A 14,757-nucleotide genomic window follows, 5' to 3' on the forward strand; every position below is an offset into this window, starting at 1 on the left:
GCCGTCTCCCGACGCTATTCGGCTGACCAGGCCTTGGCCGAATAGCCCTGTGACGCCGCCAGCACGGCAGGCGCTCGGGGCTCGAACACCGCCGCCACCGTGTCTGCGTCCCACACCACCAGAAGCGCCTGGCGCTGCCAGGGCGGAACGCCTGCTTCCTGCAGAAGGCGCTTGAGGTCGCGCCGACCTCGCCCGGCCAGCCGTAGCACCTCGCCACCCTGGCGTGGACACACCTGATAGCAACCGCTCCCCCCCTCAAGACGCATTCCATGCTGCCCAAGCGGTGATGCCAACCCTGCCTGTCCGTCCCACTCGGCCTGCCACTCCAGCGGCAGGTCAACGGCTGGCGGCTGCAGATAAAGCACCTCGCGCCAGCAGCGCGCCTCTGCGCCTGGCCACGCCACATGCACCTGAGCATCACGCTGGGCGGTAAGCTGCTCATCGAGGGCCGACAAACGCCCTGCCGGCGGGGTGGGCAATGCCAGGCGCTGGCAGGCATAGCGGATCAGCAGGCGCCGACGCGGCGCGCTTAATGCGCGCAGCACCGGCAGCGCTAACCGGTCAGGGGTATCACCGCAGGCGGCCAGATCCAGCGCCGCCAGTTCACCGAGAAGGCTATCCGCTTCGCCGGCGAGCGAGGCACTCTTCGCCAGACTCGCCTCGGCAGCTGACCAGCGGGACTCGAGCAGTGGCAGCACCTGCCGGCGCAGGAAATTACGGTCCAACCCTTCATTCTGATTGCTCGGGTCCTCGACCCACTCAAGCCCCATTGCCTCGGCCTCACGCATGAGCTGCGCCCGAGACAGATCACGCAGCGGGCGAACCACGCACAGGCCGGCCCAATCGCGGCCCCTGGGCATTGCCCCCAGCCCGCGCACGCCGCTACCCCGCAGGGCGGCCAGCAGGAAGGTCTCGGCCTGGTCGCGACGATGCTGGGCGAGCCAAAGGGTATCGCCCGAACCAAGCCGCGAGGAAAAGGCCGCGTAGCGCGCCTCACGGGCGGCGGCCTCGAGTCCCCGGCCGCTCGCCGCGTCGACGCAGACCCGTTCGATGAACAACGGCACACCAAGGTGTGCACAGAGACGTCGGCAGTGTTCCACAAACGCGCATGACGCGTCCTGCAGGCCGTGGTCGACGTGCAGGGCGTAAAGCGGGCGAGGATGACGGTGCGCTGCCCGGGCGGCCAGGGTCAGCAGCAGGCTCGAGTCGAGCCCGCCGGAAAGCGCCACCCAAACGCGACGCCCCGGCGGGGTCTCCGCCAGGGCGTCATCAATCAAGGCTTGCACGTCATTGACCATAGGGGGTTCCACCGCCGCTTCGCACGCCGCAAGGCCCCTGACGAGATCAGACCGGGGCGCCGTAGCTCATCAGGCGCTCATAGCGCCGCTCGAGGAGAGCATCGGTATCCAGGCCGTTCAGGCGATCGAGGCTCTCGATCAACGAGGCCTTGATCCGCTCGGAGGCTTGTACAGGATGACGATGCGCCCCCCCCAGCGGCTCCTTGATCAGGGTATCGACGAAGCCGAGTTCCTGCAGCCGCTCGGCGGTGATGCCCATGGCATGGGCGGCTTCAGAGGCGCGGTCGGAACTCTTCCACAGAATGGAGGCGCAGCCTTCCGGCGAGATCACCGAATAGGTGGAGTACTGCAGCATCTGCAACTCGTCGCAAACGCCTATCGCCAGCGCACCGCCAGAACCACCCTCGCCGACCACGGTGGAAATGATCGGCGTCTTGAGCCGCGACATCACCGCGAGATTGTAGGCGATGGCCTCGGACTGGCCGCGCTCCTCGGCATCGATACCCGGATAGGCGCCTGGCGTATCGATAAAGGTCAGCACCGGCATCTTGAAGCGCTCGGCCATTTCCATCAGGCGGCACGCCTTGCGATAACCTTCAGGGCGCGGCATGCCGAAATTGCGACGCACCTTTTCCTTGACGTCACGCCCCTTCTGATGACCGATGACCATTACCGGCTTGTCGTCGAGACGGGCCACACCGCCAACCAGCGCCGCATCGTCGGCGAAATGACGATCGCCGTGCAATTCGTCGAAGTCGGTAAAAACGTGCTCGAGGTAATCGAGGGTGTAGGGGCGCTGCGGATGACGCGACAGCTGTGACACCTGCCAGGCCGAAAGATCCTTGAAGATCGACTCGGTGAGCTTCTTGCTCTTCTCCTGGAGCTTGGCCACCTCTTCATTGATATTGATCTTGCTGTCGTTGCCGACCAGCCGCAGTTCCTCGATCTTCGCCTGCAACTCGGCAATGGGCTGTTCGAAATCCAGATAATTGGGGTTCATAGGCTTCAGCTTGTTAGCAATCGGGGCAGCCTGGAGGCCACGGCTGTCGCGGAAAACATAAAAAAGGAACGATCAACGATATAGCCACTCATTATCGCAGCTTGTCTGTCCGGCGCAAGGCGCCTCCTCGCCCTGCCACCGGCGACCATCTTGCGGGATGCGTCAACGCCGGTACTTGAGGCGCACGCCATCCTGGCCCTGGACATCTCGCAGGGCGAGCATCAGTTCGTCCGAAGGCGACACCTTCCACTCGTCGGCCAGCTCAAGCCAGCCGGACGCCTCGGCATTGCGGTACTTGAGACGCACCGGCAGGCCGTTGGCATCACGGTAGGGCGTCAGGCTATCACGCAGGCTGTCGATCAGCTTCCCGTTGGCAGCCGCGCCGTCAACGGCGAGTTCCACGGCCTGGCCAAACCGGGCCCGCGCCTCGACCATGGGCGTCACGTCCTTGCCGCGCAGACGCAGGCCACCGGAATAATCGTCACTCGAGACCTCGCCCTCGACGATCATCACCTGGTCGGCCTCCAGCCGCCCGCGCAGGCGTTCATAGAGCTCGCCAAACAGCGAGGCCTCGATACGCCCGGTACGATCATCGAGGGTAACGAAGGCCATGGTGTCGCCACGCTTGGACTTCATGGTGCGCATCGCGACCACCAGGCCGGCCACCCGCTGGGGCTCCCGGGACGGTTTGAGTTCGTTGATGCGGATCGAGACGAAGCGGGAAAGCTCCTGCTCGTATTCATCGATCGGATGCCCGGTCAGGTAGAGGCCCAGGGTGTCCTTTTCGCCGGCCAGACGCTCCTTGTCCGTCCAGTCGCGCACGCGGCGGTAGTCGGCATAGACATCACCGGCTTCCTCCTCGTTGAACGCTTCGCCGAACATGTCCATCATGCCCTGGTTCTGATTGGCCAGGTTCTGGGAAGCCGCCTTGAGCGCGGCTTCCATGGAGGCCGTCAGTACCGCGCGGGCCGCCCCCAGGTTATCCAGCGCCCCGGAGCGAATCAGCGCCTCGAGCGTGCGCTTGTTCATGCGCTTGGGGTCGACCCGACGACAGAAGTCGAACAGGTCGCTGAAGGCACCGCCCTCGTCGCGCGCCTCGACGATCGCACCGATCGGCCCCTCACCGACGCCACGAATGGCGCCGAGGCCGTAGACCACCCGCCCCTCGGTATCGACGGTGAACTTGTAGCCGCCGACGTTGACATCCGGCGGGGTCACGGTCAGCCCCTGGTGGCGGCATTCCTCGATCAGCGGCACCACCTTGTCGAGATTGTCCATCTCGGTGGACATCACCGCCGCCATGAAGGGGCCCGGGTAGTGCGCCTTGAGCCAGGCGGTCTGGTAGGACACCAGCGCGTAAGCCGCCGAGTGCGACTTGTTGAAGCCATAGCCGGCGAATTTTTCCACCAGGTCGAAGATGTTGCCGGCGAGATCCTTGTCGATGCCGTTGGCCGCGCAACCTTCCATGAAGCCGGCGCGCTGCTTGGCCATCTCCTCAGGCTTCTTCTTGCCCATGGCGCGGCGCAGCATGTCGGCCTGACCCAGGCTGTAGCCCGCCATCACCTGGGCGATCTGCATCACCTGCTCCTGATAGAGGATGATGCCATAGGTGGGGCCGAGTACCGGCTTGAGGAGCTCGTGCTGATAGTCCGGGTGTGGGTAGGAGATCTCGGCCCGGCCGTGCTTGCGGTTGATGAAGTCATCGACCATGCCCGACTGCAGCGGGCCGGGACGGAACAGCGCCACCAGGGCGATCATGTCCTCGAGGGAATCCGGCAGCAGTCGCTTGATCAGCTCTTTCATGCCACGGGATTCGAGCTGGAAGACCGCGGTGGTCTCGGCCTTCTTGAGCATGTCGAAGGTCGGCACGTCATCCAGCGGGATGGTGTCGATATCCAGCGGCCCCTGGCCCTCGACGGCACGCACCTTGTCGACCATCTCCAACGCCCAGTCGATGATGGTCAGTGTGCGCAGGCCCAGGAAGTCGAACTTGACCAGCCCGGCCTCCTCGATGTCGTTCTTGTCGAACTGCACCACCAGGCCGTTGCCGTCTTCATCGCACAGCAGCGGCGAGAAGTCGGTGAGCTTGGTGGGCGCGATCACCACGCCACCGGCGTGCTTGCCGGTGCCGCGGGTAATGCCCTCGAGGCGCTGGGCCATCTCCCAGATCTCGGCAGCCTCTTCATCGGCCTCCAAGTACTCGCGCAGCGGCTCCTCCTGCTCGTGTGCCTTCTCGAGGGTCATGCCGACCTCGAAGGGGATCAGCTTGGAGAGCTTGTCGCCCAGCGAGTAAGGCTTGCCCTGGGCACGGGCCACGTCGCGCACCACCGCCTTGGCGGCCATGGTACCGAAGGTGACGATCTGCGAGACCGCATCGCGACCGTAGCGCTCGGCCACATAATCGATCACCCGATCGCGTTTCTCCATGCAGAAGTCGACGTCGAAGTCGGGCATCGAGACGCGCTCGGGGTTCAGGAAGCGCTCGAACAGCAGGTCGTACTGGATGGGGTCGAGATCGGTGATCTTCTGGGCGTAGGCCACCAGCGAGCCGGCACCGGAACCACGCCCCGGCCCCACGGGCACCTTGTTATCCTTGGCCCACTGAATGAAGTCCATGACGATCAGGAAGTAACCGGGGAAGCCCATCTGCAGGATGATGTTGAGCTCGAAATCGAGCCGCTCCCGGTAGCGCTGCTCGATGGGCGCCCAGTCGGCGCCGTCGCGCGGGTAGCGCTCGCGTGGATAGAGGGCGTCGAGCCGTTCGGTGAGGCCGTCGTGGGAGATCTTGCGGAAGAACTCCTCCTGGGTCATGCCCTCGGGGATTTCGAACTCGGGCAGGAATATCTCGCCCAGGCGGACGTCGACGTTGCAGCGCGCCGCGATCATCACACTGTTCTCGAGCGCTTCGGGAATGTCCGCGAACAGCTCGGCCATCTCGGCAGGCGTCTTCAGGTACTGCTCTTCGCTGTAGCGACGCTCGCGGCGCGGGTCGTCGAGGGCCTTGCCCTCACCGATGGCCACGCGCGTCTCGTGCGCCCAGAAATCCTCACGCGCCAGGAAACGCACATCGTTGGTAGCGACCACCGGCGTATGGGTCTCGCTGGCAAGCTCGACCGACAGGTGCAGGCATTCCTCGTCGAAGGGGCGCTGGGTACGATTGAGCTCGAGATAGAAACGCCCCGGGAAATACTGATTCCACTCCTCGAGCAGGCTGCGTGCCGTGTCGCCGTGTTCGCTCAGCAGATGACGACCGATCTCGCCGTCGCGACCGCCGGACAGCGCAATCAATCCCTCGCTCTGGGCGAAGACCCAGGCCTTGTCGAGGATGGCCCGCCCCTGGCGCTGCCCTTCCATCCAGCCCCGCGAAATCAGCTCGGTAAGGTTACGATAGCCCTCGCTGTCCATGGCCAGCAGGGTCAGCCGGTAGGGGTGGACGTCATCATGTGGATTATCGAGCCACAGGTCGGCACCGATGATCGGCTTGAGCCCGGCGCCCTGGGCAGCCCGATAGCCCTTCACCAGGCCGAACAGGTTGGCCTCGTCGGTCATCGCCAGGGCCGGCATGCCCGCCTGTGCTGTCTGCTTGACCAGCGGCTTGAGCCGCAACAGGCCGTCGACGAGGGAATACTCGGTATGCACGCGAAGGTGAACAAAGGAAGGGGTCATGGCGAACTCGTGGCTTGTCTGTGTCGAGAGCGGTGTCGACGGGCAATATCGGCGGCGGCGATCCGGCGGCCCGGCGATCCGGCGGCCCGGTGAACGAAGGCCGCAACGGCAGCGGCTGGAGGCTAGAGCAGGTCCAGTTGCTTCTTGACCGGCGCGAATGAGCGCCGATGGTCAGGCAGTGGCCCCAGGCGCGAAAGCGCCGCCAGATGCTCCTTGGTCGGATAGCCCTTGTGGCGGGCGAAGCCATAATCGGGATGCAGGGCGTCCAGCGACACCATCTGCGCATCCCGTGCGACCTTGGCCAGTATCGAGGCAGCGGCGATCGCCGGATGGCGCGAATCGCCCTTGACCACGGCCTGGCCGGGCAGGTGATGCCCCGGCAGACGATTACCGTCCACCAGCAGGTACTCGGCCTCGGGTACCAGGCCATCGATGGCGCGCCGCATCGCCAGATGGGTGGCATGGTAGATGTTGAGGCGATCGACTTCCAGCGGCGACGCCTCGGCCACACAGAACGCCAGGGCCTTGTCGCGAATCTCGCGGTCCAGTGCCTCGCGCCGTCGCGCCGTCAGCGCCTTGGAATCATTGAGTCCCTCGATCGGCCGCGCGGGATCGAGGATCACCGCCGCCGCCACCACCGACCCCACCAGCGGGCCACGGCCGACCTCATCGACGCCGGCCAGACGCTCGCCCCGGTAATCGACATGAAGTGGCGGAAGCGTCTTGGCGCTCATGGCTTCTCTCCCGAACGGGATGATGCGTCGCCATGACGGTGGCCATCCCCTTCTTGCTCCAAGGCTCGCTTGCCAGCGGGGCTTGCCGCACCACCGGCCTCAGGCGCCATGCTTGCCGGCAACGCCTGCCTGGCGATCAACGCCTCGATGGCCGCGGCGGCACGTTCACTGGCGCCGCGCTGCAAGCCTTCGTGCATGGCCGCGAAGCGGGCTTCCAACGCCTGGCGTCCGGGGCCATCGTCGAGCATGCCCGTAAGCTCCTCGGCGATCGCCTCGGCGTTAGCGGCGTCCTGAATCAGCTCCGGCACCAGTGTCTCACGGGCGATCAGGTTGGGTAGCGAGATCCAGTCGGTCTTGACCAGGCGCTTGGCGAGCCAATGGGTGGCCGGCGCCATCTTGTAGGCCACCAGCATCGCGCGATGACAGAGCATCGCTTCCAATGCCGCCGTGCCCGAAGCCAGCAGCACGGCATCCGCCGCGACCATCGCCTCCCGTGCCTGACCATCGAGGAGCGTTACTCGCTCCTTGAGCGCCGGATAGTCGACCAGTAGGGCCTCGAGCTCTGTCCGCCGTGCCGGCGTCGCCGCGGGAATCACCACCGCAAGACCGGGGCGCGCTTTGCAGAGACGCTCGGCGGCATCCAGAAAGGTCGTGCCCAGAAAACGGATCTCGTTGGCCCGAGAGCCGGGCAGCAGGGCCAACACTTCCCCCGCCTTAGCAAGGCCCAGCGCCTTTCGGGTACCCGCGCGATCGTTTTCAAGCGGCAACTCATCGGCCAGGGGATGACCGACAAACGCCACCGGCACGCCATGCTGCTCGTAGAAGGCGGCCTCGAAGGGCAGGAAGGTGAGGATCGCATCTACCGACTTGGCAATGCCCTTCACTCGTCCCTGGCGCCAGGCCCACACGGAAGGACTGACGTAGTGGGCGGTGGTCAGGCCTGATTCACGCAACTGACGCTCGAGGCCCAGCGTGAAGTCCGGCGCATCGATGCCGATCATGATATCCGGCGCCCAGGCGAGGGCATCACGCCTGAGTGTGCGGCGGACCTTGATCAGCTCGGGCAGGTGCTTGACCACCTCGACCAGCCCCATCACCGACAGTGTCTCCAGCGGGTAGAGACTATCGATGTCCTGGGCGAGCATCCGCGGACCGCCGATACCGCGAAACTCAACATCGCCCAGCCGCGCGCGCAGCGCCTGCATCAGGCCAGCGCCGAGGATATCACCGGACAACTCACCGGCAACCAGATAGACCCGCAGCGGGCGCGACGCGCGAGAGACATCTGTCATGGCCTAGCGCAGAATGCCGCGAGTTGAGGCGCGAATCGAATCGACGAAGACTTGTGTCTCCGGTAGCGCGTACTCGGCCTCGATCTCGGCGAGCGCCTGGTCGACAGTCAGTCCCTGGCGGTAGACCTTCTTGTAAGACTCGGTGAGGGCCTTGATCGCCTCCCGGGAGAAGCCACGGCGCTTGAGGCCCACCAGGTTGAGGCCATGGGGCTGCGCCGGATTGCCGTTGATCATCACGTAGGCCGGGGTGTCCTTGGTGATGATCGAGCCACCACCGGCCATGGCCTGAGTGCCGAAGTGACAGAACTGGTGGATCGCCGACAGCCCACCGATGATGGCGGCATCACCAAGGGTGACATGGCCGGCAAGTGTCACCTGATTGGCCAGGATGCAGTCGTTGCCGACCACACAGTCGTGCCCGACATGGACATAGGCCATGAGCAGGTTGCGGCTGCCGATGGTGGTCTCGCCGCGGTCCTGAACGGTGCCGCGATGCAGGGTGACGCCCTCGCGAATGACGTTGTCGTCGCCCATCACCAGGCGCGTCGGCTCACCGGCGTACTTCTTGTCCTGGCAATCCTCGCCGACCGAGGCGAACTGGAAGATGCGCGTGCGCTCACCGAGCACCGTCGGCCCCTTGACCACCACATGCGGCCCAATCACGCTTCCGGCGCCGATCTCGACGTCAGGACCAATCACGCTGAATGGGCCGACCTCGACATCCTCGGCAAGGCGCGCTTTTGGATCAACGATAGCAGTGGGATGTATCAAGCGACCTTCCTCTCGGCACAAATGATCTCGGCCTCGCAGGCCACCTCACCTTCAACGCTTGCGATGCACTGGAATTTCCAGATACCCCGTTTCGTGCGAATCACATTCGCCTCGAGACGCAGCTGATCGCCAGGCATTACCGGGCGTTTGAAGCGGACGTTATCGCTGCCGACGAGATAATAGACATAGCCATCGGCGGGTAACTTGTTGACCGTCTTGAAACCGAGGATGCCACACGCCTGGGCCAGCGCCTCGATGACCAGCACCCCCGGCATGATCGGATGGTGCGGGAAGTGACCATTGAAGAACGGCTCGTTGATGCTCACATTCTTATTGGCCACGATACGTGCACCCTGCTCGAGTTCCATGACCCGGTCGACCAGCAGAAAGGGGTAGCGGTGAGGGAGATACTCACGGATCTCGTTGATGTCCATTACCATCGATACGACCTCTGAAATGACAAAATGCTCGGCCGAAGGCGAGCATGTTGGGGCGGCAGGGCCGCCGCCATGATTAGGTTGGGATGGTGGACGTTCCCGTGCGGGCGTCTCACCACCTGGCTATTGCTTTTCCAGGCGAGTCACCCGTTTGGCGAGCGCATCCAGCTGTTTGAAGCGTACCGCATTCTTGCGCCACAGGGCGTTGGGCATCGAACCAGTGCCAGAAGAGTAAACGCCGGGCTCGTGGATCGAATTGGTGACCAGGCTCATGCCGGTGACTTGTACACCATCACAGAGGGTCAGGTGACCGGACAGACCGACACCGCCACCGAGCATGCAATGACGTCCCACCCTGGTGGAGCCGGCGATACCCACACAGCCAGCAAGGGCGCTGTGGTCACCGATCTGCACATTATGAGCGATCTGCACCTGACTATCGATCTTGACGTTGTTACCGATAACGGTATCGCCCAATGCGCCGCGGTCAATGCTCGAGCAGCTGCCAACCTCCACGTCATCACCGAGCACCACGCCCCCTAGCTGGGCGATCTTGTGCCAGCGGCTACCATCGTGGGCGAAGCCGAAGCCATCACCGCCAATCACGCAATGGCTGTTGAGCACGACCCGCTCACCAAGCACCACCCCATGACAGACACTGACATGCGCATGCAGGCGTGAACCGGCACCGACCACGCTATCGGCCCCGACCACGCTGCCCGGCCCGATGGCCACATCATCACCGATCACCACGCCATCCTCGATGACCGCCTGCGGGCCGATTTCGACATTGCTGCCGAGTGTTGCGGTGGGCGCAACGACAGCCGAGGCGTGAACCCCCGGCCGATGTCTCGCGGCCAAGGGATCAAACAGCCGAGACAGCTCGGCATAGCCCAGGTAGGGATTCTCGAGCGCAAGGCAGGCAGTCGGGCTTTCCTCGGCATGATCCGGGTGCAGAAGCACCGCCGCTGCCCGCGTTTTGGGCAGGTATTTCAGGTAGGCCCGATTAGCGAGGAACGTCAGTTCCTGAGGGCCGGCATCGCTGAGCGTCGCCAACCCACTGACGGTGCGACGGCCATCGCCGATCACACGAGCATTGAGGCGCTCGGCGAGCTCGTCGAGAGTAAACGTGGGAAGTGGAGCGATTGTCATGGACGCGGATCATCGCGGACAGCATGCCTGGGCAGGCTGTCGGCCTCAGTTGGACGAATTGAGAATCTCGGTAACGTCTTCGGTCACATCGAGAAGCTCGCCATTGGCATGAATTACCCCATTGCGATCCACCAGCACCTCGATGTCGTAACGATCGACGACCTGGTCCACGGCGCTCTCGAGCCTCGGCTGAGCCTGCTGCATGAACTCTTGCTCAGACTGCTGACGCGCCTGCGTCACTTGACGGCGCAACTGCTGAAAACGGCCGCCCTTTTCCTGGAGTTCCTGCATGGCTTCCTGGCGCTGCGACTCGGACATCGTGGCCCCGTCGCGCTGCAGACGCTGCTGAAGCTGCTGAACTTCCTGGCCCAGCGCCTTGGCTTCCTGCTGCTGACCACCGATCCGGTCTTCCAGTTCACTCATTGACTGCTGGGCATCATCGCTCTTCAGCAGGGCTTGGCGCCAATCCAGCACGGCGACATCAGTGGCCAGGGCGGGCGTACTCAGGGCCGCGAACAGGCCGAGACACAGGGCTCCGGTCAACTTGCGCATCTTGTCACACTCCTTGAAATCGATGGTCTGGCATCCGGCAATAAGCCTAGAACGTCTGGCCCAGTGAGAATTGGAAAAACTGGGTATCGTCGCCCGTCTGATCGTTCACTGGCTCAGCCACGCTGAAGGTCAGCGGCCCTACCGGCGTCAACCAGGAAAGGCCCAAGCCCACACTGTAACGCAGATCACCCAGATCGACACCCGAGCTGCAGTCAGAGGGCCTATCATCAGGCTTAACGGCGTAGCATTCAGTGAGGAAGGTGTTGCCGCCATCAATAAACAGAGAGGACTGCACACTGCGCTGATCCTCGACGAAGGGCGTCGGGAACAGCACCTCCGCGGTACCGCTGACCAGCACGTTACCGCCCAGGGTCTGGTCATCGCCGTTGCCGCGGGGCGTGGTGGATGGCCCGAGGGTGCTGCCGGTAAAGCCGCGCACCGAGCCAAGGCCACCGGTCAGGAAGTTCTCGTAGAACGGATAGGGCTCGTCATCAGGCGTATCGGCATAACCAAGGTTGGTGCCGAACTTCAATGACCAGGCGTCGTTAAACTCAAAGATTCGCTGCCCCTTGTAGCGCAGCTTGTAATAGACGGCATCGCTGCCCGGCGCTGCGGTATCAAGCGAGACTCGCTGATAGCTTCCGGCGGTGGGCATCACGCCGCGGTTGAGCTTGTTGCGGGTCCAGCTGGCCGTCAGCTTCAGACTGTCGGCGCTCTCGCCCTGCTCATCGACGTACTGAACGATCTCCGAGGATGTATCTCGATAGGTCTGGACCTCGAGCTGCTCGACACCGCCCCCGAAGTTGAGTCGGGTGAACTCATCAACCGGATAACCGAAGTTGATACTGGCACCGAGCGAGTCGGTGGAATAGGTCGAGATGTCGGAGTCTTCGTAGTCCGTCTTGCGATAGTAAAGGTTATACCCGCGCGAGATACCGTCCAGGGTCCAGTAGGGATCGGTGAAACCAAAGTTGAGGCTGGTATAGGTATCGCCCTTCTGAGCCCCGATGTTGACCCGGTTACCGGTACCCAGGAAATTTTTCTGGGACAGCGAGGCACCGTAGATGAAGCCATCGCTCTGGGAGAAGCCAATGCTCGCCGAGACCGAGCCTGAGGGCTGCTCCTCAACGTTATAGGTCACATCCAGCTGATCGGGCTCGCCGGCCACCGGACGCGTTTCCACATCGACCTGCTTGAAGAAGCCCAGACGCTCGAGTCGCTGACGCGACTGGCTGATCTGCTCGGTGGAGGCCGGGGCGCCCTCCATCTGGATCATCTCGCGGCGCAACACTTCATCCATGGTGGTGGTGTTGCCGACGAAGTCGACGCGGCGCACATAGGCGCGACGGCCGGGGTCAATCTGGAAGGTGACATCGACCCGCTCGCCATCGGCGGTAATTTCCGGCACGCCCTCGACGCTTGCAAAGGCGTAGCCCTCGGCGCCGAGGCGCGAGCGCAGTGCCTCGGAGGAGGCGGTGATATCGCTGCGCGAGAAGATCTCACCGGGCGTGGCTTCAACGAGGTTGCGGGCTTCGGAAGGCGAAATCTTGATATCGCCCGCGAAGCTGATGTCGCCCAGACGATACTGCTTGCCTTCCTCGACATTGATGGTAACGAAAATGCGCGACTTGTCGGGGCTGATCGATACCTGGGTCGAGGTGATCGCGAAGTTGACGTAGCCACGGTCCAGATACCAGGAACGCAGCCGTTCCAGGTCACCGGAGAGCTGCTGGCGAGAATACTCATCGCTTGAGAACCAGCCGAAGAACCAGCTGGGCCGGTCTTTAAGCTCGAAGACATCGCGCAGGGTGTCGTCACCGAAGGCCTGATTGCCGACCACGTTGATCTGACGAATCTTGGCCACGGCGCCTTCGTCGATATCGACCGTGACCCGCACCCGGCTGGCATCGATTTCCTCGACGTCGACATCGAGGCGGGCACTGTAGCGGCCCTGGCCATGATAGAGCCCCTCGAGTTCGCGCTGCACCTCATCAAGCGTCGAGCGCTGCAGCGCCTGGCCCTCGGCCAGGCCCGCCTCACGCAGCCCCTTGCGCAACTCCTCTTCGGAAATCTGGGAGTTGCCGGTGATTTGCAGATCGGTGATGAAGGGGCGCTCGTCGACCTGCACCACCAGTACATCGCCCTCACGGGCCAGGCGCACGTCCTCGAAGAGACCGGTCGCGAACAATGCCTTGGCTGCCTCAGCCAACTCGCGCTCGTCGACGGCATCGCGGGCACTGACCGGGAAGGCATTGAAGACGGAAGCCGCGGAGACCCGCTTGAGGCCCTCCACACGGATATCGGAAACGGTAAACGCATCGGCCAGCGCCACTGGGGCGCCAGACAGCAACAGCGCCGCAACGCCTAGAATCTTGAGTTTCATGCAGTCGGTTCGCTCGCGTTGGTCTGCCCGCTTGTCAAACGAGCACCTTATACATTTGTTCGGTCCACTGACAAGGCCAGGACCCGGCCGGGGCGGACCGCTCTCATGCAGCTACCAGAGCCGCATCAGGTCGAAGTACATCGCCATCAGCATCAAGCTACCTACCAGCGCCAGGCCGATCTTGAAGCCCACCGCCTGTGCCTGCTCGGAAACGGGGCGCCCCCGTACCGCCTCGATGAGGTAATAGACCAGATGCCCCCCGTCGAGCACCGGGATGGGTAGCAGATTGAGAATCCCGAGGCTGATCGACAGATAGGCCAGAAAGCCGATAAAACTCTCTACGCCGGTACGTGCCGTATCGCCGGCGATACGGGCAATCGTGATCGGCCCCGAAAGATTCGACGGCGAGATCAATCCGACCAGCATCTTGCGCATCGCATCCAGGGTCAATGCCGACATTTCGGCCGTCTTGTTCAGTGACTGGCCGATGGCTTCAAGCGGGCCGTAATGAATCTCGCGCTGGTACTCGGCCGGCCATTCGGCACTGGCGACGCCAGCGCCGATGTAGCCGATGGCCTGGCCATCATCCCGGGTGGTCGACCCCGGGGTCAGCGTCAGCGTCTGACGTTCACCACCACGTTCGATATCAAGCGTAAGCGCTTCGCCTGGGCTTGCCCGGACCTGCTCGACGAAGGCCATCCAGCCATCGATCGGCGTGCCCTCGACAGCGAGAATACGATCGCCTGCCTGCAGGCCAGCGCTGGCCGCGGCCTCACCGTCGAGCACCTGGCCAAGCACCGCGGGCATTGAAGGCCGCCATGGTGTCAGACCCAGGGTCGCCAGCGGCCGCGGTGGGTCTTGACCGACCAGCCAGTCTTCCACGGGGAGCTGGTGCTCTCGGGTCGCCGTGGCACCGTCAGTGCGCGACATCATGCTGATCGCGCCACTATCGCCAATCGCCGCGACCAGCTTCAGATTGATATCTTCCCAGGAACGTACCGATTCGCCCTGCACGGCCACGATTTCCTGGCCAGACGACAGACCACCGCGGGCGGCCGGCGAATCCGGGGCCACATTGCCGACAACCGGCGCGACGGTGGTGATGCCGATCACGAACAACAGCCAGTAGGCGACGATCGCCAGCAGGAAGTTGGCCAGCGGCCCGGCGGCGACCACGGCGATCCGCGCCCATACCGACTTGCGATTGAAGGCCAGGTGCGCTTCAGCGGGGTCGACAGGCCCCTCCCGCTCATCGAGCATCTTGACATAGCCGCCCAGCGGGATCGCGGCGACAGCGAATTCCGTGCCATGGCGGTCGATACGCGACCAAAGCGGTTTGCCGAAGCCGACCGAGAAGCGCAATACCTTGACGCCACAGCGTCTGGCCACCCAGAAGTGGCCAAACTCATGGAAGGTGATCAGTAGTCCGAGAACCACGATCACCGCCAGCACATTCTGTATCACGCTCATCG

The 14,757-nt window shown here is 63.7% G+C and carries 11 protein-coding genes; all 11 read right to left on the minus strand.

The features are described 5' to 3' along the window. Positions 1-14: 14 nt before the first annotated feature. Positions 15-1,298, minus strand: coding sequence for a tRNA lysidine(34) synthetase TilS (tilS, locus tag HF027_RS06270; protein ID WP_168013950.1), 1,284 nt, complete (start codon positions 1,296-1,298; stop codon positions 15-17). Positions 1,299-1,344: 46 nt separating this feature from the next. Beyond that, complete coding sequence (gene accA, locus HF027_RS06275; RefSeq protein WP_168013952.1) at positions 1,345-2,298, minus strand: acetyl-CoA carboxylase carboxyl transferase subunit alpha; 954 nt, start codon at positions 2,296-2,298, stop codon at positions 1,345-1,347. 162 nt (positions 2,299-2,460) lie between these two features. Then, a complete protein-coding gene (dnaE, locus tag HF027_RS06280; RefSeq protein WP_168013955.1) occupies positions 2,461-5,964 on the minus strand; it encodes a DNA polymerase III subunit alpha in 3,504 nt (1,167 codons plus the stop codon). A 122-nt stretch (positions 5,965-6,086) separates the two neighbouring features. Beyond that, positions 6,087-6,698 (minus strand): ribonuclease HII, encoded by a 612-nt coding sequence (gene rnhB, locus HF027_RS06285; RefSeq protein WP_168013957.1) that lies wholly within the window; start codon positions 6,696-6,698, stop codon positions 6,087-6,089. After that, positions 6,695-7,990 (minus strand): lipid-A-disaccharide synthase, encoded by a 1,296-nt coding sequence (gene lpxB, locus HF027_RS06290; protein WP_168013959.1) that lies wholly within the window; start codon positions 7,988-7,990, stop codon positions 6,695-6,697. The genes rnhB and lpxB overlap by 4 nt, the downstream gene beginning before the upstream one ends. A gap of 3 nt (positions 7,991-7,993) precedes the next feature. Further along, the gene (gene lpxA / locus HF027_RS06295) at positions 7,994-8,761 is read right to left on the minus strand and encodes an acyl-ACP--UDP-N-acetylglucosamine O-acyltransferase (protein WP_168013961.1); all 768 of its coding nucleotides are present in this window, start codon (positions 8,759-8,761) and stop codon (positions 7,994-7,996) included. Further along, positions 8,758-9,201 carry a 3-hydroxyacyl-ACP dehydratase FabZ gene (gene fabZ, locus HF027_RS06300; protein ID WP_168013963.1) on the minus strand — a complete coding sequence of 148 codons (444 nt, stop codon included), beginning with the start codon at positions 9,199-9,201 and terminating at the stop codon, positions 8,758-8,760. Before fabZ ends, lpxA begins: the two co-directional genes overlap by 4 nt. A gap of 120 nt (positions 9,202-9,321) precedes the next feature. Then, the gene (gene lpxD / locus HF027_RS06305; RefSeq protein ID WP_168013965.1) at positions 9,322-10,350 is read right to left on the minus strand and encodes a UDP-3-O-(3-hydroxymyristoyl)glucosamine N-acyltransferase; all 1,029 of its coding nucleotides are present in this window, start codon (positions 10,348-10,350) and stop codon (positions 9,322-9,324) included. Positions 10,351-10,395: 45 nt separating this feature from the next. Then, the gene (locus HF027_RS06310; RefSeq protein ID WP_168013967.1) at positions 10,396-10,902 is read right to left on the minus strand and encodes an OmpH/Skp family outer membrane protein; all 507 of its coding nucleotides are present in this window, start codon (positions 10,900-10,902) and stop codon (positions 10,396-10,398) included. A 46-nt stretch (positions 10,903-10,948) separates the two neighbouring features. Next, positions 10,949-13,285, minus strand: coding sequence for an outer membrane protein assembly factor BamA (bamA, locus tag HF027_RS06315; RefSeq protein WP_168013969.1), 2,337 nt, complete (start codon positions 13,283-13,285; stop codon positions 10,949-10,951). Between the two features lie 111 nt (positions 13,286-13,396). Then, on the minus strand, positions 13,397-14,755 hold the full coding sequence (gene rseP, locus HF027_RS06320; RefSeq protein WP_168013971.1) for a sigma E protease regulator RseP: 1,359 nt from the start codon (positions 14,753-14,755) through the stop codon (positions 13,397-13,399). Between the last annotated feature and the right edge of the window lie 2 nt (positions 14,756-14,757).

Source organism: Halomonas salinarum, from assembly GCF_012062845.1.
Classification (GTDB): Bacteria; Pseudomonadota; Gammaproteobacteria; order Pseudomonadales; family Halomonadaceae; genus Onishia; species Onishia salinarum.

Coding starts and splice junctions, on each gene's coding strand:
- accA (WP_168013952.1), bottom strand. CDS start 2,298: ATGAACCCCAATTATCTGGATTTCGAACAGCCCATTGCCGAGTTGCAG.
- fabZ (WP_168013963.1), bottom strand. CDS start 9,201: ATGGTAATGGACATCAACGAGATCCGTGAGTATCTCCCTCACCGCTAC.
- rnhB (WP_168013957.1), bottom strand. CDS start 6,698: ATGAGCGCCAAGACGCTTCCGCCACTTCATGTCGATTACCGGGGCGAG.
- lpxB (WP_168013959.1), bottom strand. CDS start 7,990: ATGACAGATGTCTCTCGCGCGTCGCGCCCGCTGCGGGTCTATCTGGTT.
- rseP (WP_168013971.1), bottom strand. CDS start 14,755: ATGAGCGTGATACAGAATGTGCTGGCGGTGATCGTGGTTCTCGGACTA.
- tilS (WP_168013950.1), bottom strand. CDS start 1,298: ATGGTCAATGACGTGCAAGCCTTGATTGATGACGCCCTGGCGGAGACC.
- dnaE (WP_168013955.1), bottom strand. CDS start 5,964: ATGACCCCTTCCTTTGTTCACCTTCGCGTGCATACCGAGTATTCCCTC.
- lpxD (WP_168013965.1), bottom strand. CDS start 10,350: ATGACAATCGCTCCACTTCCCACGTTTACTCTCGACGAGCTCGCCGAG.
- HF027_RS06310 (WP_168013967.1), bottom strand. CDS start 10,902: ATGCGCAAGTTGACCGGAGCCCTGTGTCTCGGCCTGTTCGCGGCCCTG.
- bamA (WP_168013969.1), bottom strand. CDS start 13,285: ATGAAACTCAAGATTCTAGGCGTTGCGGCGCTGTTGCTGTCTGGCGCC.